Below are 24962 nucleotides of genomic sequence, written 5' to 3' on the forward strand. Positions count from 1 at the left end.
CAAGCGTCGGTGCAGTGCCGGTGCCACGCCCCCGCTGCAAAACCCCGAACCAACCGGCCGCCAGCCACACCAGCAGGCAAACAAAAGAAAATCCCGCCGCCTGCCACCATGGGATTGCCCCGGAAGACCGGACCAAAGTCACCAGCACAAGAAAGGTAGCCGCCCCGGCCAGCAATGCCCAGGCCCAGTACTGGCGCAGCAGCGCCACGAGTGTGGAAACCACCCTCGCCGTGGGGCTGGGCTGATTCAAGGCCGCCAGAAGCACGTCAAAGTGCTTATGCAGGGCCACGCTAGGCTGGAACAGATGGCGAAGACGCGACGCCGGTGGATTCCCGACAGAATCACTCAACTCGCCGGGAAGCTTGGCCAGATCGTCAAAGCCCTGATGACTCCCGCTGTGGCGCCGAAACTCCGCCGCCGCACATCCGGCAGCGGCAATCGCCCCGGCGGACGTTCCGCCTATGTTCTTGAACCGGTACTCGCCCGAAAGACGGGCGATCAGTTTCGGATAGACAACCCCACTGGTGATCCCGCCCTTCATCACGAGATCACAAAACGGAAGCTCGGCACTTTTTTTAAGCTCGCTCATGCTTGTCTCCCCACCGGCCGGCGTTGTGCGCCGATACGGTATTTTTTGATTTTCTGAAACCGGGCATGCCGGCGCCTGGGCGCGTGCTTCGTCAGCTATCCAGCAACTGTTGGCTGGCCCCGGGGATGCACCCTTGCCTGGCATCGTGGCATAAACATTTTATTCATGCCTCCCTCGATTGGAGGAGCCAGGTGAGCTGTTCGACGGCATGCGTGGCGCATGTGTGCTGATGCGCTTTAAATTGCGTTTCGCTGCGCGAAAGCCGGAAAACATGGCTTTGGTGCAGCGATGGGGTTGATTCTGGGGACCGGGAGGGAATTGGGGAATACGCCGGGTGGCGTATATGGGAGCAGCTATCAAGGTCAGGCTAAATCAGCTTTAGCCCTCTAATTGGAGGATTTCAACCAATAGCGATCATGGTTAACTGGAGTCTGGTGACAGAGGAGACAAGTCACGCTCAGCGGATCCCGAGCGGATTTAGAACAAGGGAGGCTTTATGGGCACCATAAATGCGTCAATCTACCTAACGCTTCAGGGGAAAAAGAAGGACGTATCGTCGACGTTCAACGCTCCAGACTGCCAAATAGAAGCAGGGGAGTATTTAGGAGACTTCTTCTCCTTTCAACCGAAAGGGAGCACTCCTGATTGGGCCGAGGAGCTCAGAAAGTCAGCCGGTATCAGCATTACCGGTTCTTTTCCTAACATTGAATCCAAAACCGTCGGTGCGCTGTTAATACTGCGGCCTACGGGAAAGCGTAATTCGATACCTCCCGATTTGGCAAATCGATATTTCATCCTGTCTTTCGGGTCAGGCTGGCAACGCCTTAATGATGATTGGCTTGAACCAAACTTCGGCAGAACCGTTGCACTAAATGTGCTCTCCATTGATCAACTGTTGGAACTGCGTACAGAGCAGGTATTTGCGCTCCGACATATTTCGACGGATAGAGCGCCAATCGCCTCAACAAAAGATACTTTCAATCTTGATGCTGATAGAGATCTATTGGAGGTTGTAGAAGGGAAAACAACTGGAATTCTTGGTGTTAAAACGGGAAAACCGACCACGCCCAAGAAACTCGAAGGGCTTCTTCCAAAGGGGTCGAAGGTCCGCGGCGGACAAAGTTTGCGAATCAGCTTAACGCTTAGCGACTTGAGCGCCGTGCTAGACGCATGCTTTGTTGAATTTCAGAACACGGGCTATCGGAAGATGTGGCCCGAAGTGGACTATCTTGTCCCAGTAAACGATACGAACTTACAACTCAAGCTTGAAAACGCTTTAGATGTTCAACTTAGGTCGGCAAATTGGCCAAGCAGTTTGATGCTTGTCGCTCACGGGAAGAGAGGAAACTCTGAACTAACCCCCGACAGCTTCACCTTAGGGAGAAAACAAGTAGCAAAACAAGGATCCACAATTTCGACACAGAATTTCTTGGCAGAAAGTGATTGGCGGAGCTTTCTAAGATCGCAGAGCCAATCTCCGTCGTTGACAACTGCAAAAGGAACTGCAGTCCATTGCTTCGATGATCAGTTGAAGGAGATCTTCACTACTGACATATTCTCTTGCCTTGCCATCGAAGTAAATTTAAACAATGTGCCTCACATACTGGCCGAAGGCCGCTGGTTCATCGCCGAACCGAAATTTCTCGCCACCCTATTGAAGGAACTGACTCTTTCAGTTCCAACTACTCCGCCAACTCTATTTGCTTGGGACGGTATTCTAAAAGAAGCCGAATACAACCGACAAGCATCTGCAACTGGTAAATACTCTTTACTTGACGCGAAGAACATTCACTACGGTGGTGGACAGTCGAAGTTCGAAGTCTGTGACTTCCTTGACAACAAGAATAGGGCTATGTATTTCGTTAAACGTGCAGACACTTCAGCACCACTAAGTCATCTATGCGAACAAGTTCGGCGTTCGGTTGAGTTATTGTTTTCCCCAAATCCAGGCTTCAGGACAGCTCTTTCTGCGTACTCTACCAAGCAGAAGATTGCGATCCATGCCGACCTAACCACCAGCCGCCCCCTCCCAGGAACCTGGATACTGAGGGTCGTCATTCTTACCCGTAAGAAGAGGAATCCTTTGCAAGAACTCCCACTATTTGCAAAATGTTCATTACGGCGACTCGCAAAACAGATGCTTCAATCGGGGCATCGCATCGAGTTCTTATTTCCGTAAGGCAATTCTTCACTGGCAACTTGACGGACTACGCATGTCTGGCCCGATGTGTGCCGAAAATAAAAAACCAGTATCACTTAACCAACAGAGACCATGCACAAGCTCAATGACATTTCCGACTATGCGGCCATCAAAAAGCTGGCAGCAGCCTTGCATAGTTTTAGTCCCAACCAGCATGGCGCAGCAATCCTTATTGGTGCTGGTTTTAGTCGTAGCGCGGCACATCACGTCGGAGGCAATAAAAAGATGCCTTTATGGGATTCGTTTAGTAAGAAATTGCTAGCCGAACTCAAACCCCACAATAAAGATCTAAGCTTTTCCGACCCACTACGGGTTGCAGAGGAGTACCGTGCTTATTTTGGACAAGCTGCTTTGAACGATCAGATTCGTTCCCAAATTGACGACGATGCATGGAGAACTGGTGAGCTCTACCAGTCGCTATTAGAGTTGCCGTGGTCTGAAGTTATGACTACCAACTGGGATACTCTGCTCGAACGCGCAGCTGAAGACGTTCATAGTCCCTATTACACCTCAGTGAATAGAACGTCTGATCTTGCTTGGGCACCGTCGCCGCGCATTGTCAAATTACACGGCACGATCGGTGTCACCGATACTTTTGTCGCAGCGCAGGAGGACTACCGGACTTATCCCGAAAAATTTGCCCCCTTCGTCAATTTTGCGAGGCAGGTCTTTATTGAAAACGAGCTTTGTCTTCTGGGTTTTTCGGGCGACGACCCGAATTTCTTGCAATGGGCCGGCTGGGTGCGCGACCATTTAGCAGGTCATGCGCGCAAGATTTATTTGGTTGGTGCTTTGAATTTGTCGGCATCTCAACGAGTGTACTTGGAGACCCTAAAAATCGCACCAGTCGATTTGTGGGATGCAGTAAAAGACATTCAAGATACTGACCTGAGGCATCAGAGGGCAACCAGCCTGTTCTTGGAGGCAATGAGGGAAGAAGGAAAAACGAAGGCCAGACCACATGAGTGGAAACCAGGCAATGTGCGTCAGCCACAAGAGGCTCAAGGAGATCATTCCCGAAAATTCAAAGATCATGAGTACGCCGCACAGCTATTAAGAGAACAGCTAGGTGTACTAAAAAAGGATCGAGAAACTTATCCAGGCTGGCTGGTATGCCCCCCAGCGCTGCAGTGGCAGGTCCAGAATCAATTGAGCGACCCGTTACCTAACCCCAAGAATATTGCTGCCCTAGCGTCTGATGATCGCGCCAAGCTTCTCTACGAAATCGCGTGGCGGCACAGTATTACGTTTGAATATATCCCACCCTGGCTCATGGAGGTGCTTTCTCAAGTCGCCCACCAAGACGAACAATGCGCCCTCAGCAAGCAACAGCAGATGGAAATAGCTTTGGTCTTGTTAAAAAGCAGTCGTTGGCTCGACGCGAGCGAGGAAACCGATAAGCAAGTCATTGAAGAACATGTACGACTCTTGAATGAATTGCTGGAAAAGTATGCTCAATACTTACCCGATTGCGCTGCAGAATTAGCCTACCACCAAGCTCTTGTAGCCCGTGATCAGCTGGACTTTCGGAGAATGGAAACGTTAGTTGAAGAAATTACGGGTGAAGACCCGGTATGGAAGCTGAGGAAGGCAGCATTGCTGATGGAATTGGGGCGATTCGACGAGGGAGGAAAACTCATAGCAACGGCCTACGGTGAACTACGTGAAAGTCATCGACGAGACCGTTACTCCATCCCTATTTTGTCTCGATTAGTCTGGGCGCATGTTCTACTCAGCGCAGCCAACCGATTTGGTCCTGCCGAAGAGTTACCTACCTTCGCCGAGAATAACTATCGAAAATGGAAGTGTGACGCGTGGACCTGGATCGAAGCCATCCAGGAAAAGACCAATAAGAAGCAAGAAAAATACCTCAAAGACCAGAAAACTATTGAGCCACTATTTGAACAAGGCCACTATCGAGACAACTCCAGTCAGCGTTCATACAGCAATCAAACATCAGAGCTTCTCCTACTTGAAGGTTTGACCAGAGAAGTAGGCATTCCCTTGCGCTCGGGTAGTGCGTTTATGAATGTCAATTTACTTGCAGGGTCAGTTGAGAAATTAGTATTGGCTGGTGGCAACGGCGCCGAACTCGAAGACTATATTTTGGCGATTCGCGCGTCCAGCAGCGAAAGCTCTCCATCCATAAAAGACGTTTTTACACGCATCGGTGTGGCACGCTCGTCAAAGAAGGTAGTCGACACTTTAATTGGTCGTCTTCTGACTGCCATTGACTACTGGCGCAGGCAGAGAAGTGAGGGAACCAAAGAGCAGCAAGGCTATTCACTATCGGCTCTCAGGGTGCTGATGGAGGTTCTGGCACGTTTGGTTGTTCGAACTTCTCTCGAAAAATCTAAGGAAGTATTCTTACTGGCTCTCTCAATAGGACACCAAAGTGACGCGCGGCATTTGTGGCTGTTTGATGTCTTGGAGCATCTATTAACTCATTCGCTAAGCGGCATTTCGAAATCCAAGCAAGGCGAACTATTGGAAGATGCATTGGCATTTCCTTTGCAAAGTGAGGTAATGGCCGACAACTTCCCTCACTGGCCCAATCCTATTGTCAATTGGCCCAACGCCCGAAACACTTACGTCAAATTAGATAGCCGCATAAACCAGTTGATAACGGCTGTGGCACAGAAGGGATCGATTTCGAGAACTGCGGCGTTACAACGGCTCTTGCCATTGGCAAAAAAGGAAGGTTTTCTTATGCAGACTGAGCGCGACAGTCTGGCAAACGCGCTTTGGGGTAACACACCCGACTACAGAGAATTGCCTGAAACAGGCTTATACCCTCACGCCCTATTGCTTTTACCCATGCCAGATGTAACGAGATCCACGCTGGTCGTTCGACGATATCTATATGAGGATAACGAGGATGTTTTGACGGCCACTCAGAAAGATCTACGTCGTATCCCTTCTCCAGAAATCGAGCATGCCGTCACGATCTATGCAAGCATGGCGAATGCAGCGGCGAATGAAACACTACACCTACTTCCGACGTCAGAACAGGCGATGACGTTGTTTGATCAATTGGTAGCGTGGCGTCCAGGCGTAGAAGAGGATGATTTTTTTGGTGCCGCTACTAATCATCGAAAGCAACTCTTAGAAACCATAGGCAATGCACTTTCTTATGCCATTTGTCCAGCACTATCCGCCGAAGCGAAAACATTGAATCGATTTGAACAATTAAAGGTTTTTTATGAGGACCTCAAGGAGGCATCTTCCGTGATTCCTGCCTTCGTCTATTTTGTGAAGATTGGGGATGCTGTTTCGATCACTATCGAAAAAATTGTTCGAAAAAGCTTGCAAGATCATGAATCACGCACGGTTAGCTATTCAGCAATCGCTCTGCAGAAGTGGATGAACTTCTCAGATGCAGATCGCCCTCCGCAGCTATTGGGACTAATTTCGAGGTTAATCGTAATCATCGAATCGGGGCGCTCAGTGGGACTACAGCAACTCATCCAACTTGCAGAAGAGTTAGTGAAAAAGCAATGGTTAACGGAAGAACAAATAGCTATGTTGATAGAGGCTATACCAAATGCATTCAACGCGACAGATTACGCCTCTATTGATCCGATAAGCCGAGAGGCTATTAGTGCCTCCAGTATTCGACAGGCATGCGTAAAGTTCGCTAACACGGTGATCGCACTTACTCCGGGTGCGCTCAGTCTACAAAAGCTTCTTAAGGAATCTAAGGAGGATGCTCTTCCAGAAGTTCGTTTCGCGAGCAATTCAAATTAACTCTGAGTGCTCTTTTTTATTCTAAGGGTCACAGCGTCTCTTGGATGGAACCGTCCTCTCTAATCGGCCCGGCGGGGCGTAGAAAGAGAATATCGAACTCTGGCGAGTGCTGATAAATGATGCCAGCGAATTCAAAATGAAGCCCTCGATCAACAAAAGCTGGCCCTCCGCCACCCGCCGGAAGTGCGTGAACCCAGCCTTGTGGAACACCTCGGCCAGCCGTGCCTGCCCGGCTTCGGCCTGAGCGAGGTGGCAAAAAGAGACCCCCTTCCAGTACCCCTTCGCCAACCTCATGGCCGGCGCCCAGGCGTTCAAGCGGGAACCACCCAAAGCGGATTTTGACCAGTCGCCTCCTCCGATCAGGGGAGGTGCTGGCAAGGTACATCTGTCACCATATGCGCCAGCCGCTGAGAACTCTGTCACCCGTCACAAAGGAACTGGAATGGCAACGCACGCACCTCAAGACCGACACGAGGAAATCGTCGACAGCCTGGTCACCACCGTGCAGTTGCAGTCCACCGCAACCGCACAGCGACGATTTTTGAAAAATCTTCTGGATGCCCTCGGTACCCAGGGTTCGCTGACCAGCCTTACCCCAGGCCCCAGCAGCAACGTTTTTGTGATACCCCAAATCCTGGAGTCGCAGTTGCGCGCACAGCCGTCGCTGACGAGCACCGAGGATTGGGAAGCCCAACTGCGGACCTGGGGCGCGCTGACCGTCAACAGTTTGAGCAGCAGCGCGCTGATGGCGGTCATGCAGCGTGGAGCGACGGCCGCTGAAGGGATCGCGGCACCCAGCGCTGCGGTTTCCCTGGTCACCCAGCCAAAGGCCTCCACTGCGAAAAGTGACACGCCGTTGCCGCAGCATTTTCAAGGGCCATTCGACTGGCATCTCGACGGGCGCGGCGCCAACGTCGTCAATGCTTGGGCCATGTTTGCAAACGACCCCAAGTTTGCCAACCGGCTACCTTGGGACGGCATCAATGTCGGTCATATCGACACCGGCTACACCGAGCACGTCGCTTTGGGATGGAGGAATGGCAACAGTTCAACGGTAAAACCCGGGTTGGGCCATGATTACTGGGATGGCCCGGCTGACGCAGACCCGCGTGATGAGTGGCTTCCGGGGTTCCCCGGCCACGGTACACGCATCAGCGGCGCCATCTCCGGCTTCATGGCGCAAACGCCGACCCATCCTTACTATGGTGTGGCACCGGGTGTGACGATCATCCCTTACCGCGTCACCGATTCGGTCATCATCGACCACGTCAAACAGCATGTCGCCGACGCCATTCGCGAAGCCGTTGACGACGGTTGCCATGTTGTCAACATCTCGCTGGGCGCCTGGTTTGGCTCCGGCAAACTGGCCGATGCATTGGATTACGCCTACGAGAATGGCGTGATCGTGGTCTGCGCAGCCGGACAGGTTTTGCAGGAGGTGATCTACCCCGGGCGCTACAACCGGTGCGTCACCATGGGCGGCGTCGGGCCGGGCTTTAAACCATGGAGCAGCGGCGCACGTGGGCAATACGTCGACATTTGCGCTCCCGCCGATGTGATTCGCAGGATCGAAGCCAGGAAATTACCACACGGCACTGCCGCAGGCACGGTGTACCCGAAAGCGGACGGACACGGCACAAGCTACGCTACGGCAACTTGTTCAGGTATTGCCGCCCTGTGGTTAGCCTGGCATGGCATTGATGCTTTGAAGGCCCGTTACGCTGCGGGGGGAGCATGGCAAATCGTGCAGGCTTTCAAGAAGCTCGCTCGCCAGACAGCGACGCCGGGCAACTGGCCCGCAGGCTCAACCGACTATGGCAGCGGCGTCATCAACGCTGCGGCCTTACTGGCAGCGCCGCTGCCCGCAAGCGGTAGCCTCTTAAAGGCGACCGAGGCGGCTGGCGTGTTCGACCCGAAAGACTGAGCAGAAAGTGCAGCGTAAGCCAGCCCGCCGCGCTGGCTACGCATTGCTTGAGCACGGCATTCTGGTGCGCAGGCAGATCAGATGGACCGGCTTTTTCGCCGATGCGTCAACTGTTTGAGCAAATCAACATTTCACGCTGTCGATAACGACCTATTGACGATAGTCACCCTTAGCGCCGCACCTCAAAAATCAAATTAAACGGCGTCTCCGCCGCCCGCCTGAAGTGCGTGAACCCGGCCTTGCGGAACACCTCCGCCAGCCGTGCCTGCCCGGCCTGGGCGCCCAGCACCAGCTTGCCGCCTTCAGAGATCGCATGCGCGCAGCAGATCAGGCATGAGCCGGTGTAGTACAGCTGCCCTACCGGGTTCAGGTTGTCTTCAATTTTGTCGTTGGCAAAGGGCTCGACCAGCATGATGGTGCCGCCGGGGGCGAGGACTTCGGCCGCGTGTTTGGCCGCGGCCACGGGGTCGCCGAGGTCGTGCAGGGTGTCGAAGAAGCAGATGAGGCTGTATTGTTTGTTGGGGTAGTCGGCGGCGCGGGCGGTGTTGAAGTTCACGCGGTCGGCTGCGCCGGCCTTTGCGGCATTGCCGCGCGCCTGCTGGATCGATTCGGCGTGGGTGTCGAAGCCGTGGAAGCGGGAGCTGGGGAAGGCCTCGGCCATGAACAAGGTGGAGTGGCCGTGGCCGCAGCCTATGTCGGCGACGTCGACGCCGGCCTCCAGCAGTTGCTGCACGCCTTCGAGGGCGGGCAGCCATTCGGCGACCAGGCTGGCTTTGTAGCCGTTGCGGTAAAAGGCCGCGACGCCGCAGGCCAGGCGCTCGTGGTGGTCGCCCCAGGCCACGCCCTCCCCTGTGCGGAAAGCGTGCAGGGCCTTGTCTTCGTCGAACCACATGGCGGCGGGCACGTTCCAGGCGGGCGGGATGAAGAAGGGGCTGGCTTCGTCGGCGAGCACCAGGGCGTGTTCGGGTGAAAGCTCATAGGTATCGCTGAGGGCGTGGTAGCCGATGTAGTGGCCGGCCGCCTGGGCATTGAGCCATTCGCGCACATAACGCTCGGCGCAGCCGGAGCGCGCGGCGAGTTCCTTGGCGCCCAGCGGGCCGGCGCCGGCCATGGTTTTGTAGAGGCCGAGCTTGTCGCCGATGCTGACCATGAGGCCGGTGTAGGCGGCGGTCAGGTCGCCTATGGTGCGCATCACAAAATTTTCGAGTCTGGCGTTGTCTATGGCGGCGGTGGTCATGGGTGCGGGGTACTTTCTCGGGTGGTCAAAAAGGTGAGCGGGTGATTCCGTGGGGCAATGATCCGCGTCGGCCGCCCAAAGCGACAGGGCTAAAATCGCCCGCAACCGGTCTGTTCATGCCATGCCGCATGGCAGGCGCTTCATGCCGGCCCCGCCCCCACCCTGGTGAAGAACACATGACCCTCACCGCAGCATCCAGCACCACCCTGCACGTCAGCCTTGTGGCGGTACCCGACGCCGTGATCTCGACGCTGGCGGGCATTCTTGACGTGATGAATGGGGCGGCGATGATGGGCCTGGTGGAGGCGAAGGCGAAGCCGCCCTTCCAGATCGAGATCGTGGGGGAAGAGGCCGGCGCCTTGCGGCTGGTGAGCGGTGTGCCGATCGACGTGCAGCAGCGCATCGACCACATCGCGGCGACGGACATCGTGATCGTGCCGTCCTTTCTGCTGGGGCCCGAGGGCTGGCAGACGGGCCGCTACCCGCGCCTGGTGGCGTGGCTGCGCCGCATGCATGAGGGGGGCGCGATGCTGTGCTCGGCGTGCTCGGGCCTCTTCCTGCTGGCGGAGACGGGCCTCTTCGACGGCAAGGACGCGACGGTGCATTTTGCGTACACGAACGCTTTCACGGCGCTGTACCCGGCGGTGACGGTACACCCCGAGCGCGTGCTGGTGATCTCGGGCCCGCGCGAGGAACTGGTCTGCTCGGGCGCGTCAACCACCTGGCACGACATGGCGCTGTACCTGATCGCGCGCCACGCGGGCGCCACGATGGCGCAAGAGGTGGCGCGCCTGTTTGCGCTGCAGTGGCACCAGGACGGGCTGGCGCCTTACATGGTCTTTGAGGGCAAGAGCGACCACGGCGACAACGAGGTGCTGGGCGCGCAGCAATGGCTGGCGCAGCATTTTTCGGTGGCGCGCCCCGTGGAGGAAATGATCAAGCGCTCGAAGCTGGCGGAGCGCACCTTCAAGCGGCGTTTCACGGCGGCCACGGGAATTGCGCCGCTCGAGTACGCGCAGCGCCTGCGCATCGAAGACGCCAAGCGCCGCCTGGAGCGCACCGACGCGGCGGTGGACGAGATCAGCTGGCGCGTGGGCTATGAAGACCCGGCCTTCTTTCGCCGGCTCTTCAAGCGCACGACAGGCATGGCGCCGGGAGCTTACCGCAAGCGCTTTTGCATTCCGGACTTTGCGCGGTCTTGAGGCACGGTTCGGACCGGGCTAGCCAAGTCTGCATTTTCACCGGCCCTTCGATACCGTAGGCCGAACGACTAAAACACCAACATCCGCCACCCCACCTCCTGCCCCCGCCCCAAAAAAGCCACCAAGCCACCCAGCCCCGCACACTGCGGCACCAAGCCCTCACGCCCAAGCCCCAGCGCATGCATGGCCTGGCTGCAAGCCCGCATCTCAATCCCCAGGCCGGCAGCGACTTCGAGGTAGTGGCGCACGGGCAGGCTTTGCGGGCCGAAGCCTATCAATGTGTCCGCATGCTCGGGCAGCAGCCACTGCACGGCTTGCGCAGTGAAGAGCATCTCGACTTTTAAATCCATGGCCGCGGCGGCCTGGGCGGCCATGAAGGGGGTGGCGGCGCGTTCGGGGTTTTGCGGGTCGCAGGACCAGACCATGATGGTCAGGCCTTGCTGGCTTGCCGGTGAAGTGCTTGTTGGGTCTTGTTGTTGTGTCATCACGCGGGCGGGAATTTGATGTTTTCAAGCCGCATGCGGGCTGTAGCGGCGGCCTCTAGTTGGGGGCCGTGGGCCAGTTGCGGCAGGTCTTGCTCCCAACGATTCGGTGTGATGGTGACGAGCCAGCCCTGGCCGTAGGGGTCCTGGTGGATGATTTCGGGGGTGTCTTCGAGCAGGGGGTTGATCTCGCTGATGGCGCCGGAGACGGGGGTCTTGATGGCGACGACGGACTTGCTGAGTTCGGCGACGGCCAGGGTTTCGCCCTGCCCTGTCGTTGTGCCCACGGGCTTGGGGCGGCACATGAAGAAGTCGCCGCTCAGGTGAATGCCGAAGCTGGTGACGCCTACCTGCAGGCGGCCGTCGGCCAGCGGGCGGCACCACATGTCGCGCTCCAGCAAATAAAAACACTCATCGGGGTAGTCAAAGCCCAGGATCTGCATGGCCACACGTGCGCGCGCGGGCGCGGGGAAATTGGCGGAAGAAAGCGGGAGTCGAACCCACCCGGCGGCGCATGGCGCCACCCACTGGGTTTGAAGCCCAGCCGCCCCACCAGGAGCGTTTTTCTTCCATGATCTTCATGACGCTTGTTCCCCCTCTTCTTCGGGGAACAGCGGCGTTCCGGTGCGCAGCAAATGGGCATCGCCCACGCGGCGCAAGAAACCTATTCTGTCGAAAAATTCCAGTATCTGTATGGCGCGCTTGCGGCCCAGGCCGGTGGCGTCGCGAAAGCTTGCCGCGGTGATGGTGCCTTCGCGCTGCGCGATGCCGCGGGCCAGCGACGCGAGTTGCTGCACCACCTGGGGGTGGTAATACAAATCCTTGACGACCTGGAAGACCTCGCCGCCTTGCGCCAGGCGGGCCAGCACCTGGCGCACCTGCGCTTCGGGCAGGTGAGCGTTGTTGGCAATGTCGCGCACCCAGGGTGGGTCGAAGCGGCCGTCGAGCAGCATGGGCAGCGCGCGTTCGGCAACGATTTTGTCGGCGGCGCGCAGCTGGGCGCCGTGTTCGGGCAGGTGCAAAAAACCGCTGCGCCGCGCGAGCTTGCCGGCCTGGGCCATGTGGCCGACAAGCTGGCCCCACAGGGCTTCGGGCATGCGGGGCGCGGCGAGGCGGCGGGCGCGTTGCAGGTCGGGGCCCATGTCTTCGGGGTGGGCGGTGTGGAAGGCCTGCAGCGCCTGCAGCACGGCGGCTTCGCCGGCGGCGAGCTGTTCGCTGGAGATGATCCAGTCTTGCGCTTCGGCCCACACCACGCCGGGCAGCTCGTCGGGTTTGAAGGGCCAGGCGCGCAGGCCTTCACCGCGCAGCCATGAGGGCCCGTGCAGGCCGAAGGGCGCGTGGGCCAGCGCGCCGCGCAGGCGCTGGATGGCGCCGACTGCGCGCTGGGTGTGCAGGCAGGCCAGGCGCTCGGGCGTCTGGCGGTAGCGCGCGGGGGCAGCCGTGTCCAGCACAGTGCCGCCGGCGACGGTGCGGCTGGCGGAGGCATCGCGCAGCACAAAGCGGTCGCCGTGCCAGGCATGCACGGGCTGCTGCAGCACCAGCTGCGCGAGGGCGGATTCGCCGGGCGCAATCGAGGGCTTGCCGAGCACGGCGACGCTGGCCATGCATTCCTGCGTGCCGGTGTGCAAATGCACCAAGGTGCCGGAGCGCAGGGCCTTGGTTTCAGTGGCGGCGAGTTGCAGCCAGACGTCGAGGCGCTGCGTGCTGTTGGCAATTGCAGGGTCGCAGAGGGTCTGGCCGCGTTCGACCGCGCCGCGCTCCAGCCCGGCCAGGCCGACGGCGCAGCGCTGGCCGGCGTGGGCGGCTTCGGCACTTTTGCCGTGCACCTGCAGGCTGCGCACGCGGTAGTGTTTTTCGGGCGCATGGGCCAGGCACAAAGCGTCGCCTATGTGCACGGTGCCGGCGGCGATGCTGCCGGCGACGACGGTGCCCACGCCGTCGAGCGTGAAAACGCGGTCCAGCCCCATGCGAAAGCCGGCCTCTTCGGTGGCCGCGGCGGGCGGGCGCGCTGCTTCGCTGAGCAGAAGCGCGCGCAGGTCGGCCAGCCCATCGCCGCGCTGGGCCGAGACGCTGAGCACCGGGTAGCCGCCCAGGCCGGCGCCGGCGAGCAGTGCCTTCACCTGTACTTCGCGTTCATGCCGCAGGCTGTCGTCGGCGCGGTCTATCTTGGTGATGACGGCTGCCCCGCGATCGATGCCGAGCAGCGAGAGGATGGTGAGGTGCTCGACCGTCTGCGGCATGACGCCGTCGTCGGCCGCGACCAGCAGCAGCGCGTAGTCGATGCCGCTGGCGCCGGCGACCATGGTGCGTACCAGTTTTTCGTGGCCGGGCACGTCGACGAAGCCGACCTGGCCGCCGCCTGGCGTGGGCATGGCGGCGTAGCCAAGTTCAATGGTGATGCCGCGGCGCTTTTCTTCGGGCAGGCGGTCGGCGTCGACACCGGTGAGGGCGCGCACCAGGGCGGTCTTGCCGTGGTCTATGTGCCCTGCGGTGCCGACGATCATCTCGTCCTTAAGCGGTGATGCGCTCGCGCAATGCGGCGAGCTGGTTGAGCACATCGGCCGCGTCGTCCAGGCAGCGGCAGTCGAGCAGCAGGCGGTCGTCGGCGATGCGGCCGATGATGGGCAGGGGCAGCTCGCGCAGGGCGGTGGCCAGGGCTTCAAGCGCCGTGCCCGTGCCGCGTTTGCCGGGCAGCAGCGGCGCAATCGCCAGGCCCGCCGAAGGCAGCCTGTCGACGGGCAGCGAGCCTGAGCCTATCTGGCTCAGCATGGCTTCGGCCGTGACGGCGTAGCGCGGGGCCAGTGCTTCGCGCAAAGGTTCAAGCAGCTGTTGCGCGGTCTGCGCGGCCTGCCCGGCCGGGCGTGTGAGCCAGCGCAGCGTGGGCAGGTCGCGCGTGAGCAGCTCGGGCTGCAGGTAGAGCATGAGCGTGGCTTCGAGCGCGGCCAGCGGCAGCTTGGACAGGCGCAGCGCGCGCTTCATGGGGAACTTGCGGATTTTGCCGACCAGCTCGCGGCTGCCGACGATGAGGCCGGCCTGCGGGCCGCCCAGCAGCTTGTCGCCCGAGAAGGTGACGACGCCGCAGCCCGCAGCGAGCATCTCTTGCGGTGTGGGTTCCTTGGGCAGGCCGTAGGAAGACATGTCGATGAGGGAGCCGCTGCCCAGGTCTGTGGCCAGGGCGACGCCGCGTTCCTTCGCAAGTTCGGCGAGCTGAGACTCGGGCACGGAGGCGGTGAAGCCTTCGACCGCGTAGTTGCTGGTGTGCACCTTCATGAGCAAGGCGGTTTGCGGCGTGATGGCGCGCGCGTAGTCGGCCAGGTGGGTGCGGTTGGTGGTGCCGACTTCGACCATGGCGGCGCCGGCGCTGGCCATGACGTCGGGCATACGAAAGGCGCCGCCGATTTCGACCAGCTCGCCGCGCGAGATGACGACCTCGCGCCCGCCGGCCAGCGCGGCGATGGTCAGCAGCACGGCTGCCGCGTTGTTGTTGACGACGGTGGCGGCCTCGGCGCCGGTGATCTCGCAGAGCAGGCCTTCGACGATGCTGTCGCGGTCGCCGCGGCCGCCGCCGGCCAGGTCGTATTCGAGGTTGTTGGGCCCTTCCATCATGGCCGTGAGGTGGGCGATGGCGGCTTGCGGCAGCACGGAGCGGCCCAGGTTGGTGTGGATGACGGTGCCGGTGAGGTTGAGCACACGGCGCAGGCGCGGGCTGAGGCGGGCCTGCACGCGGGTGGCCAGTTCATGGGCCAATGCCTCTGGAAGGACGCTGCCGGCATCAAGGCCGCCGGCCAGGGCCAACACGCGCAAGTGATCAAGTAGTGAGCGGGCTTGTTCGGCAACCAGCGTATGGCCGTGCGCGGCGGCGAGGGCTTGCGCGGCGTCGAGCCGGAGCAGCTTGTCAACCGAAGGCAGATCCTGGGGCCTGGCCTTCGAGCCGTGAACCACGGACTCGCCGGTCGCGGCCATCAGCCGCCTCCGCCGTCGTTGGGATCGGGGTCAGCGCCGTCGGGACCATCGGGGTCGCCGAACAGCAGCATGAGGTTGACGCCGTGGCGCTGGAAGCCGGCCTCCGACACCAGCAGGTCCAGCGTGACGGTGGCCAGGTCGTCGGCCGCCGGGTCGACGTACATGTCGCGGTCCATGCGGACGATCTTGAGGTAATGGCCGCACTCGTCGCAGGTTTCGGCTTCGACGGCCTGCTTGGGCGCGCCGCTGGCGGCTGGCCCATCGCCGGCGGGTTGCAGCGACTGGTAGTGAATGCCCTTGGTGCTTTCACAGTGGGCGCATTTGATGCGCACCATGTGCCACTGGGCGGAGCAGAGCGAACAATGCAGGTAGCGGTAGCTGCCGCCGCCGTCTATGCGCGAGACGGAGGCCGTGGGCCGGCTGCCGCAGCAGGGGCAGACGGTGGCGTCGTCGACGCGGCCGAAGGGGGCGAGGCGGTCGGTGCCGCGCGCCTCTTCCGTGGCCAGCACCAGCTGCGTCCAGTAGGCCTGCAGGCCGGCGGCGATGAGGGGCGCGGCGGCCATGTCGAGGCCGAACATGATGTTGTGCAGCAGGCGGTCGGCTTGCTGCTCGAGCGCGTCGTCGGGGATGCCTTGCAGCTCGCGCACCACGGCCTGGGCCGGGCTGCCTTCCAGCCGGGGCAGCAGCGCGGCCAGCAGGCGGTGGAAGCCGGCGCGCCACTGCGGGTCGCGCGGCCAGTGCACGGCCGGAACGGGCGGCTGGCCGGCGCGCGAGGCGGCGTCTATGGCATCGGCATCGGGCAAGGCGACGGCCGGGTAGGACTGCAGGATTTCATGCTGGGCGCGCACCAGCTCGGCGGCGAAGAGCAGGAAGTCGCGCATGGGGTGCGAGGCGGCCAGCTGCCGCAGCCGGGTTTCGCGTTCGGCAAAGACTTCATGGCGTTTGGGCAAATGCAGGTGGGGCACCTGCTGGCCGGCCCGGACGGCGATTTCCTCCGGGGACAACAATGCGCTGGCTTGTGTCAGGGTCATGAGGTGATTGTGCGCTCCCGGGCTATTTTTCGCCACCCATGTCGCGGTACCAGAGCCGGTGGTGCTGGCGCGCCCAGGCCCGGCTCACGGTGCCGCGTGTCATGGCCTGTACGGAGCCCTTGACCCAGATGGCCGCGTAGATGTGGATGATGACGCTGATGATCAGGATGACGGCGGCCAGGGCGTGCACGACCACGGCGATGCGGCGCAGCACGATGGGGAAGAAGTCGGCGAACCAGGGCTGCCAGAACATGAAGCCGGTGATCAGCAGCAGGATGAGGCAGATACCGAAAGTCCAGAACACGATCTTCTGGCCGGCGTTGTATTTGCCCACGGCGGGCATGTTGTCTTCATGGCCCTTGAGCAGCTCGGGCGCGCGGCGCGTCCAGGCGGTGTCGCTTGCGTTCCAGAAGTTGTCGCGCCAGACCTGGAAGAAAAGGAAGACAAACCCCAGCACCATGAGCACGCCGAAGAAGGGGTGCAGGATGCGCGTCCAGACGCCGCCGCCGAACAGCGCGGTGAAGAAGAAAAACGCGGGATGGAAGAAGGCCAGGCCGGACAGGGCCGCGCAGATGAAGAGCAAGGCCACCAGCCAGTGGTTGATGCGGGTGCGGTCGGGGTAGCGCTCTATGGTGGGCTCCATACCGCGTTCGTTAGCGCGTTCGTCACTGCGAACAATGGTGATGTGCTCCATGTCAGCTCTCCTTGGGGGGTGGCGGCAGCGTATCGTCCCCGTCGGCCAGTTCGCGTTCCCTGGCATCGTCTATTTCTTCCGTTTCCAGCGGGCCGACCTTGATGTAGTGGAAGAAGCCCACCACGGCCGCGCCTATCATGGCGGCCACGGCCAGGGGCTTGGCCGCGCCCTTCCACAGCGAGACCCAGGGGCTGATCGTGGGGTTGGCCGGCAGGCCGTGGTACAGACCCGGCTGGTCGCCGTGCTGCAGCACGTACATCACGTGGGTGCCGCCCACGCCTTGCGGGTCGTAGACGGCGGCGTTTTCGTAGCCGCGTTCCTTGAGGTCGACGATGCGCTCGGCGGCGAATTCATGCATGTCTTCCTTGCTGCCGAAACGGATGGCGCCCGTGGGGCAGGCCTTGACGCAGGCCGGCTCCAGGCCGACGCCGACGCGGTCTGAGCACAGAGAACATTTGTAGGCCTTGTCGTCCTTCTTGCTGATGCGCGGTACGTCGAACGGGCAGCCGGTGACGCAGTTGCCGCAGCCGACGCAGTTCTCGCTGATGAAGTCGACAATGCCGTTGGTGTACTTGACGATGGCGCCGGGCGCGGGGCAGGCCTTGAGGCAGCCGGGGTCGTCGCAGTGCATGCAGCCGTCCTTGCGGATCAGCCATTCGAGCCGCGTGCTTTCGTCCTTCTGCTTCATCTCCACTTCGGAGAAGCGCATCACTGTCCAGGATTGCGGCGTGAGGTCGCGCGGGTTGTCGTAGGTGCCGATGTTGTCGCCGACGTCGTCGCGCAGGTCGTTCCACTGCATGCAGGCGACCTGGCAGGCCTTGCAGCCTATGCAGCTGGTGACGTCGATGAGCTTGGCGACTTCGGTGACGTGGTGCCTGGCCTGCGGCGAGGGCGTGGTGGTGGCGGAGCGCAGCGCGATGTCGAGGGATTGCAGTGATGACATGGTGGGCCCCTATGCCTTCTCGATGTTGACCGTGAACGACTTGTATTCGGGCGTCTGCGTGTTCGCATCCCCGACAAAAGGCGTCAGCGTGTTGACCAGGTAGCCCGGTTTGGCCACCCCGACAAAGCCCCAGTGGTTGGGCAGGCCCACGGTGTCTATCTTCTTGCCGTCGACGTCGAGCTGCGGGATGCGCTTGGTGACCACGGCCACGCACTTGATGAAGCCGCGGTTCGACGAGACCTTGACCCACTCGCCGTTGGCGATGCCCTTGGCCTTGGCCAGCTCTTCGCCGATTTCGACGAACTGCTGCGGCTGGATGATGGCCGAGGTCTGCACGTTCTTGGTCCAGTAGTGGAAGTGCTCGGTGAGGCGGTAGCTGGTGGCCACATAGGGGAAGTCTTTGGGCGTGCCGAAGGCTTCCATGTCGCCCTTGAACACGCGCGCGGCCGGGTTGGCCCTGGCCTTGGGGTTGGTGTTCATGGGGTTGTTCACCAGCGGCGACTCGAAGGGCTCGTAGTGCTCGGGCAGCGGGCCTTCGGCCATGCCGGTGGGCGCGAACATGCGCGCAACGCCCTCTGCCGTCATGATGAAGGGCTGCACGCGGTCGGCATCGCCGGGGTTAGCGTCGGGGCGTATGTCGGGCACGTCGCTGCCGCCCCAGGCCGTGCCGTTCCACTGCACCAGCTTGCGTTTGCCGTCCCAGGGTTTGCCGTCGGGCGCGCTGGAGGCGGCGTTGTAGAGGATGCGGCGGTTGGCCGGCCAGGCCCAGGCCCAGTTGAGCGTCTGGCCGATTCCGAACGGATCGGCGTTGTCGCGCCTGGCCATCTGGTTGCCGGCCTGCGTCCAGGCGCCGGAATAAATCCAGCAGCCGCAGGCGGTGGAGCCGTCGTCGCGCAGCATGCCGAAGCCGGGCAATTGCTCGCCGGCTTTCACCAGCACCTTGGGCGGCGCTTTCGGGTCCTTGGGGTCGGGCGGGGCGACGACGTCGGCCAGCGCCTTGCCGTTGTATTCCATGGCCAGTTCTTCGGACGATGGCGCGCTGGGGATCTTGTAGGGCCAGGTCAGGTTGACGATGGGGTCAGGGTAGGCGCCGCCGTCCTTGACGTACATGGCCTTGATGCGGTTGAACAGGTCCGCCATGATCTCGACGTCGCCGTGCGCTTCGCCGGGCGGGTTGGCGCCCTTCCAGTGCCACTGCAGCCAGCGGCCGGAGTTGGTGAGCGAGCCGTCTTCTTCGGCGAAGCAGGTCGAGGGCAGGCGGAACACCGTGGTCTGGATCTCGGCGCTCTTCACGTCGTTGTGCTCGCCGAAGTTTTTCCAGAACTCGGCCGTCTCGGTGTTGAGCGGGTCGATGACGGCCAGGAACTTGAGCTTGGACAGTCCCGCGATGACCTTCTTCTTGTTGGGGAAGGAGCCGACGGGGTTGAAGCCCTGGCAGATGTAGCCGTTGAGCTTGCCCTGGTTCATGAGCTCGAAGGCCTGCAGCACGTCGTAGAGCTTGTCGATCTTGGGCAGGTAGTCGTAGGCCCAGTTGTTCTCTGCCGTGGCGGCCTTGCCCCACCAGGATTTTTGCAGGCTGACGAAGAACTTGGGGTAGTTCTGCCAGTAGCTCATCTGGTTGGGCCGCAGGGCCTTGAGCGCGCGGGTCTTGTAATAGGTTTCCAGGTCCTGCTCGGCGTCGCGCGCCAGCGAGAGGTAGCCCGGCAGCGAGTTGGACAGCAGGCCCAGGTCCGTCAGGCCCTGGATGTTGCTGTGGCCGCGCAGCGCGTTCATGCCGCCGCCGGCGATGCCGATGTTGCCCAGCAGCAGCTGCATGATGGCCGCGGTGCGGATCATCTGCGAGCCGACGCTGTGCTGCGTCCAGCCCAGGGCGTACATGATGGTCATGGCCTTGTTGGGCACGGCCGTGGCGGAGACCATCTCGCAGATCTTCAGGAACTTGTCTTTCGGCGTGCCGGTGATGCGGCTGACCAGCTCAGGCGTGTAGCGCGAGAAGTGCGTCTTCATCACGTTGAGCACGCAGCGCGGGTGCTGCATGGTCGGGTCGACCTTGGCGAAGCCTTTGTCGTCGAGCTCGTAACCCCAGCTGGCGGCGCTGTAGCTGCGCTTGGCCTCGTCGTAGCCCGAGAACAGGCCGTCCTTGAAGCTGAAGGCCTCGCCCACGATGAAGGAGGCGTTGGTGTAGTTGGCGACGTAGTCCTTCTGGATCTTGTCGTTGGACAGCAGGTAGTTGATGACGCCGGCCAGGAAGGCGATGTCGCTGCCGGCGCGTATCGGGGCGTAGTAGTCGCTCATGGCGGCCGAGCGCGTGAAGCGCGGGTCGACCACGATGAGCTTGGCCTTGTTGTGCTGCTTGGCCTCAATCACCCATTTGAAGCCGCAGGGGTGCGCTTCGGCGGCGTTGCCGCCCATGATGAGAACGAGATCGGCGTTCTTGATGTCCACCCAGTGGTTGGTCATCGCGCCTCGTCCGAACGTCGGGGCCAGACTGGCCACCGTCGGTCCGTGTCAAACCCGCGCTTGATTGTCGAAGACCAGCATCCCGAGGGAGCGCATGGTCTTGTGCGTGAGGTAGCCGGTTTCGTTGGAGGACGCCGATGCGCAGAGCATGCCGGTGGAGGTCCAGCGGTTGACGACCTTGCCGTCGGCGTTGTTGGTCATGAAGTTGGCGTCGCGGTCGGCCTTCATGAATTTGGCCAGGCGGCCCATCGCTTCATCCCAGGAGATGCGCTTCCATTCGGTGCTGCCGGGTTCGCGCACTTCGGGGTATTTGAGACGGTTCGGGCTGTGCACGAAGTCGAGCAGGCCGGCGCCCTTGGGGCACAGCGTGCCGCGGTTGACCGGGTGGTCGGCGTCGCCCTCGATGTGGATGATGTCGGCCGTGACGTTCTTGGCCTTGTCGCCCAGGCTGTACATGATGATGCCGCAGCCCACCGAGCAGTAGGGGCAGGTGTTGCGGGTCTCGGTGGTGCGCGCCAGCTTGAAATTGCGCGTCTCGGCCAGCGCCGAGGTCGGCGAGAAGCCCAGCGCGACCAGGCTGGACGCCGCCAGCCCCGCGCCGCTGACGCGGAAAAATTGCCTTCGGTTCATGTCCATCGTGGTGTCTCCTGCGGTGATAGCGCGCACTCGTGGGATTGGGAAATGGGAAATGGGAAACGGGAAAAGGGAAATGGGTCTTGTTGTTGTCGTTGTGGTTATGCGGAATTCGCTGGCCGGTTTATTGCGATGCGGCCGTTGCGGGCTTGCCGGAAGCGCCGTCACCACCGGTCGCCGCGGGTGTCCCGCCGGATTTGGCGCCGCCCTGTGCCTGGCCGCCGGCCATACCGCCTATGGCCGTGCCACCCGCGGCGGGCCCGGTGGCCGGGGAGCTGGCAGGGATGTCGCCTGTGGAGGGTGTGACGGCAGGGGTGGCGCTGCTGGAAGCCGGGGCGGAGCCGCCGGACGCTGCCGGGGCGGCAGGCTCGGACTTCTTGCCGCAGGCCGTCAAGCCGAGAAGCGCGACCGCGAGGCCGGCGCAAACGAGCAGTGGTTTCATGGCTATTCCGTACGATGGTGACATCGCAACCGTCCCGGTGCGGGACACGGTTGGCTTTACTCAAAGGCCATTACAAGCCACCTGACGGTGAAGAGTCAAGCGCTTATTTTTGAAGGGCCTGTGGAAGGGCGGCGCCTGACCCTGACACAAAAAGGACGCAAAAGTTTCCGGAAAGTTTCCGGACGCCCCGCCGGCAGCCCCTGCTTCACGCGGAGGGCGGCGCGTAAGTGCTTTGCCTGATGCGGCGTGGCGCAGCGAATAAAAAGGTATGCAGGCCGGTGTATCCATCGGTAAAGACGGCACGGAAAATGCCTCTTGATAGCCATGATGGCTAGGCGGCCTGCCGCGCTACAGTCATTTTCAAAAACCTCACAGCAATTGTCTTCAGGAATACCTTTGCGGAAAAAGCCGCGGCAAATCTTCATAAGCTGAAGAACAGATGCCCTCCTCCCCCCCCACGCGGCGCGGGAAGAAGTGTTTTGTGTTCATGCCGGCTTCGCCCGCGGAAGGATCACCGACGATGATGCCCACACGCCCACAGAATTTTTCGGGAGCCGCCACGGGCGCGCGTGCAGCCTGGGTCGATACGCAGCTGATCCACACTTTCATGCGGCAGGCGCGGCCGCCGCTGCATGCGGCCTGCGCGCTGATCCTCATCGTGCTGACAATGCTATACGGGCAGGTGGATGCCGCGGCGCTGTGGCTGTGGGCGGCTGCCGCGGCGGCGGCGACCGCCTTGCGCTACGGCATCCTGCGCACCTACCGCGCGCGCCTGGCCAACGATGAAGGCACGGCGCTGCGAAACTTTATGCTGCGCAACGGCTGGTCCTGGCCGGTGAGCGCGGCGGCCTGGGGCTCGCTGATGCTGGTGGTGTACCGCAAGGCGCCGGTGGAGGACCAGCTCTTGTGCATGGTCATCCTGGTGGGCATCGCGGTGGTGGCGGTGACGTCTTCGCCGCCCAGCCTGCGCAGCCTCTCGGCCTATTGCAATGCGCTGTGCGCCTCGGTGCTGGTGGCGATGGGCCTGGCGCTGAGCCTCGAACTGGGCCTGGAGCTGGGCATGGGGTTTCGCCCCGGATTGCCGCTGGAAAAAGACGGGCTGGCTTCCGCGTTCGAGATCGTGGTCGAGATGGCGGTGGTGCTGGTGTTCTGGGCGCTGGCCCGTGTGTTCGGGCGGCGCATGCACCGCGCGCGGCGGGCCAACCTGGAACTGCAGTTCGACCGCCGGGAACTGATCAACTCCCTGGCCGACCGCAAACGCGCGGCGCTGGAGGCGGAGGCGGTCAGGAGCCGCTTCATCGCGAGCGCCGCGCACGACCTGCGTTACCCGGTGCATGCGCTGAGCCAGTACGCGGACTGGCTGGCGATGGAGCCTGAGTTCGCCGCGCAGATCGCGCGCAAGATCGCGAACTCGACGCGCAAGATCGACGAGCTGTTCGAGTCGCTGTTCAACCTGGCGGGGCTGGACCCGGCCTCGCTGGAGGTGCAGCGGCAGCCGGTGGGCCTGTCGGCGCTGGCGCACGAACTGGCGGCCGAGTACGCGCCGCTGGCGCGCGAGAAGCGCCTGCGGCTGCGCGTGCGCGCGGCGGCGGGCCGGGCGCTGTCCGACCCGGTGCTGCTCAAGCGGCTGGTGGGCAGCCTGCTGTCCAACGCCTTGCGCAACACGCACGGCGGCGGCGTGCTGCTGGCCGTGCGACAGCGTCAGGGCCGCTGGCGCATCGAACTGTGGGACACCGGCGCGGGCATCGCCCACGAGCGCCAGCAGACCTTCTTCCAGGGCATCCCAGAACTGGGCACGGAAGAAGGCTTCGGGCTGGAGCTGGCGGCCGTCTACCGGCTCAGCCAGGTACTGGGGCACCCGGTGGGCATGGCCACGCGCCATACCGGGGGCAGCGTCTTCTGGGTGGAACTGGCCCGGTATTAGCGGGCCCTGGTGGGGCGCCATCGGAATTCATCCGCGGATGATGCAAATATTTATCCGTAGATTTACGCAGATTACGCAGATTGAAGACAAATTGGTTGCGGGCGTGCTTGGGCGCGAGGCTGCAACGATTACTGAAGAAATCTGTCCATTGGGTTTTCTTTTATCTGCGTAAATCTGCGAAATCTGCGGATTAAATTCTTCATCCCCCTCTTTGCCCGTGCCCGCCCGTCTCGTCGGTCTGCGCCTACAAAAAGCAGCGCCGCAACCGTCTGGCGCGCCAGGCCCGCCGTGGCGAAGATGACAAACATCATGCCCAGCACCACGGCCCCCAACACGGCTCCAATTTCCGCTGATGCTTCCGCCGGCAACCCCTCCTCCACCGTGGCGGCGCTGTGGCCGCGCGTGCGCCGCTGGCTGTTCCCGGCGCTGGGCCTGGTGGTGCTGGGCCTGCTGCTGTCGCATGCGCACAAGGTCGACTGGGCCGGCGCCTGGCAGGCGCTGCGCCGCTACTCCCCGCTTCTGTTACTGGCCGTGCTGGGCCTGGCAACGGCCAGCCATGCGCTTTACGGCTGCTTCGACCTGATAGGCCGGCACCACACGCGCCACAAGCTGCCGCGCCTGCAGACCTGGGCCATCGCGGTGACGAGTTATGCCTTCAACCTGAACCTGGGCTCACTGGTGGGCGGCGTGGCCCTGCGCGCGCGCCTGTATGCGCGGGCCGGGCTGGACGAAACCACCATTGCGCAGATCGTGGGCATCAGCCTGGCGACCAACTGGCTGGGTTACGGCCTGGTGGCCGGCAGCCTGTTTGCCGCGGGCCTGATCGCCCCGCCCAGCCAGGCGCACATAGGCGCGACGGCGCTGCGGCTGCTGGGCGCGGCCATGGTGCTGCTGGCCGTGGCCTATGTGCTGGCCTGCGCATTCTTCAAAGGCCGCGAATGGCGCGTGCGCGGCCGGCGCCTGCAGTTGCCCTCCGCCGGCCTGGCGCTGGTGCAGCTGGGGCTGTCGGCCACCAACTGGGCGTTGATGGGCGCGGCCATGTATTTGCTGCTGGGCACGCAGGTGGAATACGGCAAGGTGCTGGGCGTGCTGATGGCGGCGTCCATCGTGGGTGTGATCATGCCCATCCCTGGCGGGCTGGGGGTGCTGGAGGCGGTGTACCTGGCGCTGCTGTCGGGGAGTGTGCGGCAGGGGACCTTGATGGGGGCGGTATTGGCTTACCGGGCGCTTTATTACTTCTTGCCGCTTGCTGGGGGGTTGGTGTTGTATGTGGTGCTTGAGCGGTTTGCGGCGGGGCGTTCTGCTGGGTCTTGCTCCGGCGGCGCGCCCATTGCATAGGCTTGCTGGCCGGGGGTTGCCCGGCGGCAACTCACTTTCTTTTGCTTCGCCAAAAGAAAGTAAGCAAAGAAAAGGCGACCCTGGCTCCTGCGTCCCCTGCGCTTCGCTCCGGGGCAACCTGCGGTGCTCGGTTCAGGCGGGGTCTCGCTAAAC

At 61.8% G+C, this 24962-nt stretch carries 17 protein-coding genes and 1 tRNA gene; 6 read left to right on the forward strand and 12 right to left on the reverse strand.

Annotated elements, in window-relative coordinates; genetic code table 11:
- Positions 1–589: patatin-like phospholipase family protein (locus ACLV8F_RS23345; RefSeq protein ID WP_411886583.1), on the reverse strand; the 589-nt coding region annotated here is incomplete at its 3' end.
- Between the two features lie 496 nt (positions 590–1085).
- Between ACLV8F_RS23345 and ACLV8F_RS23350 the strand changes: the two genes are divergently transcribed.
- The 3 genes from ACLV8F_RS23350 (at position 1086) to ACLV8F_RS23360 (ending at position 8460) form a co-directional block, all read left to right on the forward strand.
- Positions 1086–2768, forward strand: a complete 1683-nt coding sequence (locus ACLV8F_RS23350; RefSeq protein WP_411886584.1) for a TIGR04141 family sporadically distributed protein — start codon at positions 1086–1088, stop codon at positions 2766–2768.
- Between the two features lie 93 nt (positions 2769–2861).
- Positions 2862–6536 (forward strand): SIR2 family protein, encoded by a 3675-nt coding sequence (locus tag ACLV8F_RS23355; RefSeq protein WP_411886585.1) that lies wholly within the window; start codon positions 2862–2864, stop codon positions 6534–6536.
- 442 nt (positions 6537–6978) lie between these two features.
- Positions 6979–8460, forward strand: a complete 1482-nt coding sequence (locus ACLV8F_RS23360) for a S8 family peptidase (protein WP_411886586.1) — start codon at positions 6979–6981, stop codon at positions 8458–8460.
- A 169-nt stretch (positions 8461–8629) separates the two neighbouring features.
- On the opposite strand, the gene ACLV8F_RS23365 is transcribed toward ACLV8F_RS23360, so the two are convergent.
- Entirely contained in the window at positions 8630–9697 is a 1068-nt protein-coding gene (locus ACLV8F_RS23365) for a class I SAM-dependent methyltransferase (protein WP_411886587.1), read from the reverse strand.
- A gap of 176 nt (positions 9698–9873) precedes the next feature.
- On the opposite strand from ACLV8F_RS23365, the gene ACLV8F_RS23370 reads away from it, so the two are divergent.
- On the forward strand, positions 9874–10899 hold the full coding sequence (locus ACLV8F_RS23370; RefSeq protein ID WP_411886588.1) for a GlxA family transcriptional regulator: 1026 nt from the start codon (positions 9874–9876) through the stop codon (positions 10897–10899).
- A 68-nt stretch (positions 10900–10967) separates the two neighbouring features.
- Here ACLV8F_RS23370 and ACLV8F_RS23375 read toward each other — a convergent pair whose 3' ends face one another.
- The 10 genes from ACLV8F_RS23375 to ACLV8F_RS23420 form a co-directional block, all read right to left on the reverse strand.
- Complete coding sequence (locus ACLV8F_RS23375; protein WP_411886589.1) at positions 10968–11384, reverse strand: DsrE family protein; 417 nt, start codon at positions 11382–11384, stop codon at positions 10968–10970.
- On the reverse strand, positions 11384–11824 hold the full coding sequence (locus ACLV8F_RS23380; RefSeq protein ID WP_411886590.1) for a glycine cleavage system protein H: 441 nt from the start codon (positions 11822–11824) through the stop codon (positions 11384–11386). The genes ACLV8F_RS23375 and ACLV8F_RS23380 overlap by 1 nt, the downstream gene beginning before the upstream one ends.
- Before the next feature lie 32 nt (positions 11825–11856).
- A tRNA-Sec gene (locus tag ACLV8F_RS23385) sits at positions 11857–11952 on the reverse strand.
- Positions 11953–11959: 7 nt separating this feature from the next.
- Positions 11960–13885, reverse strand: a complete 1926-nt coding sequence (gene selB, locus ACLV8F_RS23390; RefSeq protein ID WP_411886591.1) for a selenocysteine-specific translation elongation factor — start codon at positions 13883–13885, stop codon at positions 11960–11962.
- 7 nt (positions 13886–13892) lie between these two features.
- Complete coding sequence (gene selA / locus ACLV8F_RS23395) at positions 13893–15344, reverse strand: L-seryl-tRNA(Sec) selenium transferase (RefSeq protein ID WP_411886592.1); 1452 nt, start codon at positions 15342–15344, stop codon at positions 13893–13895.
- Positions 15344–16375, reverse strand: coding sequence for a formate dehydrogenase accessory protein FdhE (gene fdhE, locus ACLV8F_RS23400; RefSeq protein ID WP_411886593.1), 1032 nt, complete (start codon positions 16373–16375; stop codon positions 15344–15346). The genes selA and fdhE overlap by 1 nt, the downstream gene beginning before the upstream one ends.
- Before the next feature lie 22 nt (positions 16376–16397).
- Complete coding sequence (locus ACLV8F_RS23405) at positions 16398–17069, reverse strand: formate dehydrogenase subunit gamma (RefSeq protein ID WP_411886594.1); 672 nt, start codon at positions 17067–17069, stop codon at positions 16398–16400.
- 1 nt (position 17070) lies between these two features.
- Positions 17071–18012, reverse strand: a complete 942-nt coding sequence (gene fdxH / locus ACLV8F_RS23410; RefSeq protein ID WP_411886595.1) for a formate dehydrogenase subunit beta — start codon at positions 18010–18012, stop codon at positions 17071–17073.
- A 9-nt stretch (positions 18013–18021) separates the two neighbouring features.
- Positions 18022–21108 carry a formate dehydrogenase-N subunit alpha gene (fdnG, locus tag ACLV8F_RS23415; protein ID WP_411886596.1) on the reverse strand — a complete coding sequence of 1029 codons (3087 nt, stop codon included), beginning with the start codon at positions 21106–21108 and terminating at the stop codon, positions 18022–18024.
- Between the two features lie 121 nt (positions 21109–21229).
- The gene (locus tag ACLV8F_RS23420) at positions 21230–21547 is read right to left on the reverse strand and encodes a hypothetical protein (RefSeq protein WP_411886597.1); all 318 of its coding nucleotides are present in this window, start codon (positions 21545–21547) and stop codon (positions 21230–21232) included.
- A gap of 523 nt (positions 21548–22070) precedes the next feature.
- Here ACLV8F_RS23420 and ACLV8F_RS23425 point away from each other — a divergent pair.
- Both ACLV8F_RS23425 and ACLV8F_RS23430 read left to right on the forward strand, forming a co-directional pair.
- A complete protein-coding gene (locus tag ACLV8F_RS23425; RefSeq protein WP_411886598.1) occupies positions 22071–23471 on the forward strand; it encodes a sensor histidine kinase in 1401 nt (466 codons plus the stop codon).
- A gap of 309 nt (positions 23472–23780) precedes the next feature.
- Positions 23781–24809, forward strand: coding sequence for a lysylphosphatidylglycerol synthase domain-containing protein (locus ACLV8F_RS23430; protein WP_411886599.1), 1029 nt, complete (start codon positions 23781–23783; stop codon positions 24807–24809).
- Positions 24810–24962: the final 153 nt, after the last annotated feature.

The sequence above is a fragment of the Polaromonas sp. YR568 genome (genome assembly GCF_943369675.1).
Lineage (GTDB): Bacteria > Pseudomonadota > Gammaproteobacteria > Burkholderiales > Burkholderiaceae_C > Polaromonas.

Bases quoted from the DNA above. Each gene is read 5' to 3' on its own strand.
- ACLV8F_RS23380 (WP_411886590.1), bottom strand. From the start codon at position 11,824: ATGCAGATCCTGGGCTTTGACTACCCCGATGAGTGTTTTTATTTGCTG.
- selA (WP_411886592.1), bottom strand. From the start codon at position 15,344: ATGGCCGCGACCGGCGAGTCCGTGGTTCACGGCTCGAAGGCCAGGCCC.
- selB (WP_411886591.1), bottom strand. From the start codon at position 13,885: ATGATCGTCGGCACCGCAGGGCACATAGACCACGGCAAGACCGCCCTG.
- ACLV8F_RS23350 (WP_411886584.1), top strand. From the start codon at position 1,086: ATGGGCACCATAAATGCGTCAATCTACCTAACGCTTCAGGGGAAAAAG.
- ACLV8F_RS23430 (WP_411886599.1), top strand. From the start codon at position 23,781: ATGCCCAGCACCACGGCCCCCAACACGGCTCCAATTTCCGCTGATGCT.
- fdhE (WP_411886593.1), bottom strand. From the start codon at position 16,375: ATGACCCTGACACAAGCCAGCGCATTGTTGTCCCCGGAGGAAATCGCC.
- ACLV8F_RS23420 (WP_411886597.1), bottom strand. From the start codon at position 21,547: ATGAAACCACTGCTCGTTTGCGCCGGCCTCGCGGTCGCGCTTCTCGGC.
- ACLV8F_RS23405 (WP_411886594.1), bottom strand. From the start codon at position 17,069: ATGGAGCACATCACCATTGTTCGCAGTGACGAACGCGCTAACGAACGC.
- ACLV8F_RS23375 (WP_411886589.1), bottom strand. From the start codon at position 11,384: ATGACACAACAACAAGACCCAACAAGCACTTCACCGGCAAGCCAGCAA.
- ACLV8F_RS23365 (WP_411886587.1), bottom strand. From the start codon at position 9,697: ATGACCACCGCCGCCATAGACAACGCCAGACTCGAAAATTTTGTGATG.
- ACLV8F_RS23360 (WP_411886586.1), top strand. From the start codon at position 6,979: ATGGCAACGCACGCACCTCAAGACCGACACGAGGAAATCGTCGACAGC.
- ACLV8F_RS23355 (WP_411886585.1), top strand. From the start codon at position 2,862: ATGCACAAGCTCAATGACATTTCCGACTATGCGGCCATCAAAAAGCTG.
- ACLV8F_RS23370 (WP_411886588.1), top strand. From the start codon at position 9,874: ATGACCCTCACCGCAGCATCCAGCACCACCCTGCACGTCAGCCTTGTG.
- fdxH (WP_411886595.1), bottom strand. From the start codon at position 18,012: ATGTCATCACTGCAATCCCTCGACATCGCGCTGCGCTCCGCCACCACC.
- ACLV8F_RS23425 (WP_411886598.1), top strand. From the start codon at position 22,071: ATGCCCACACGCCCACAGAATTTTTCGGGAGCCGCCACGGGCGCGCGT.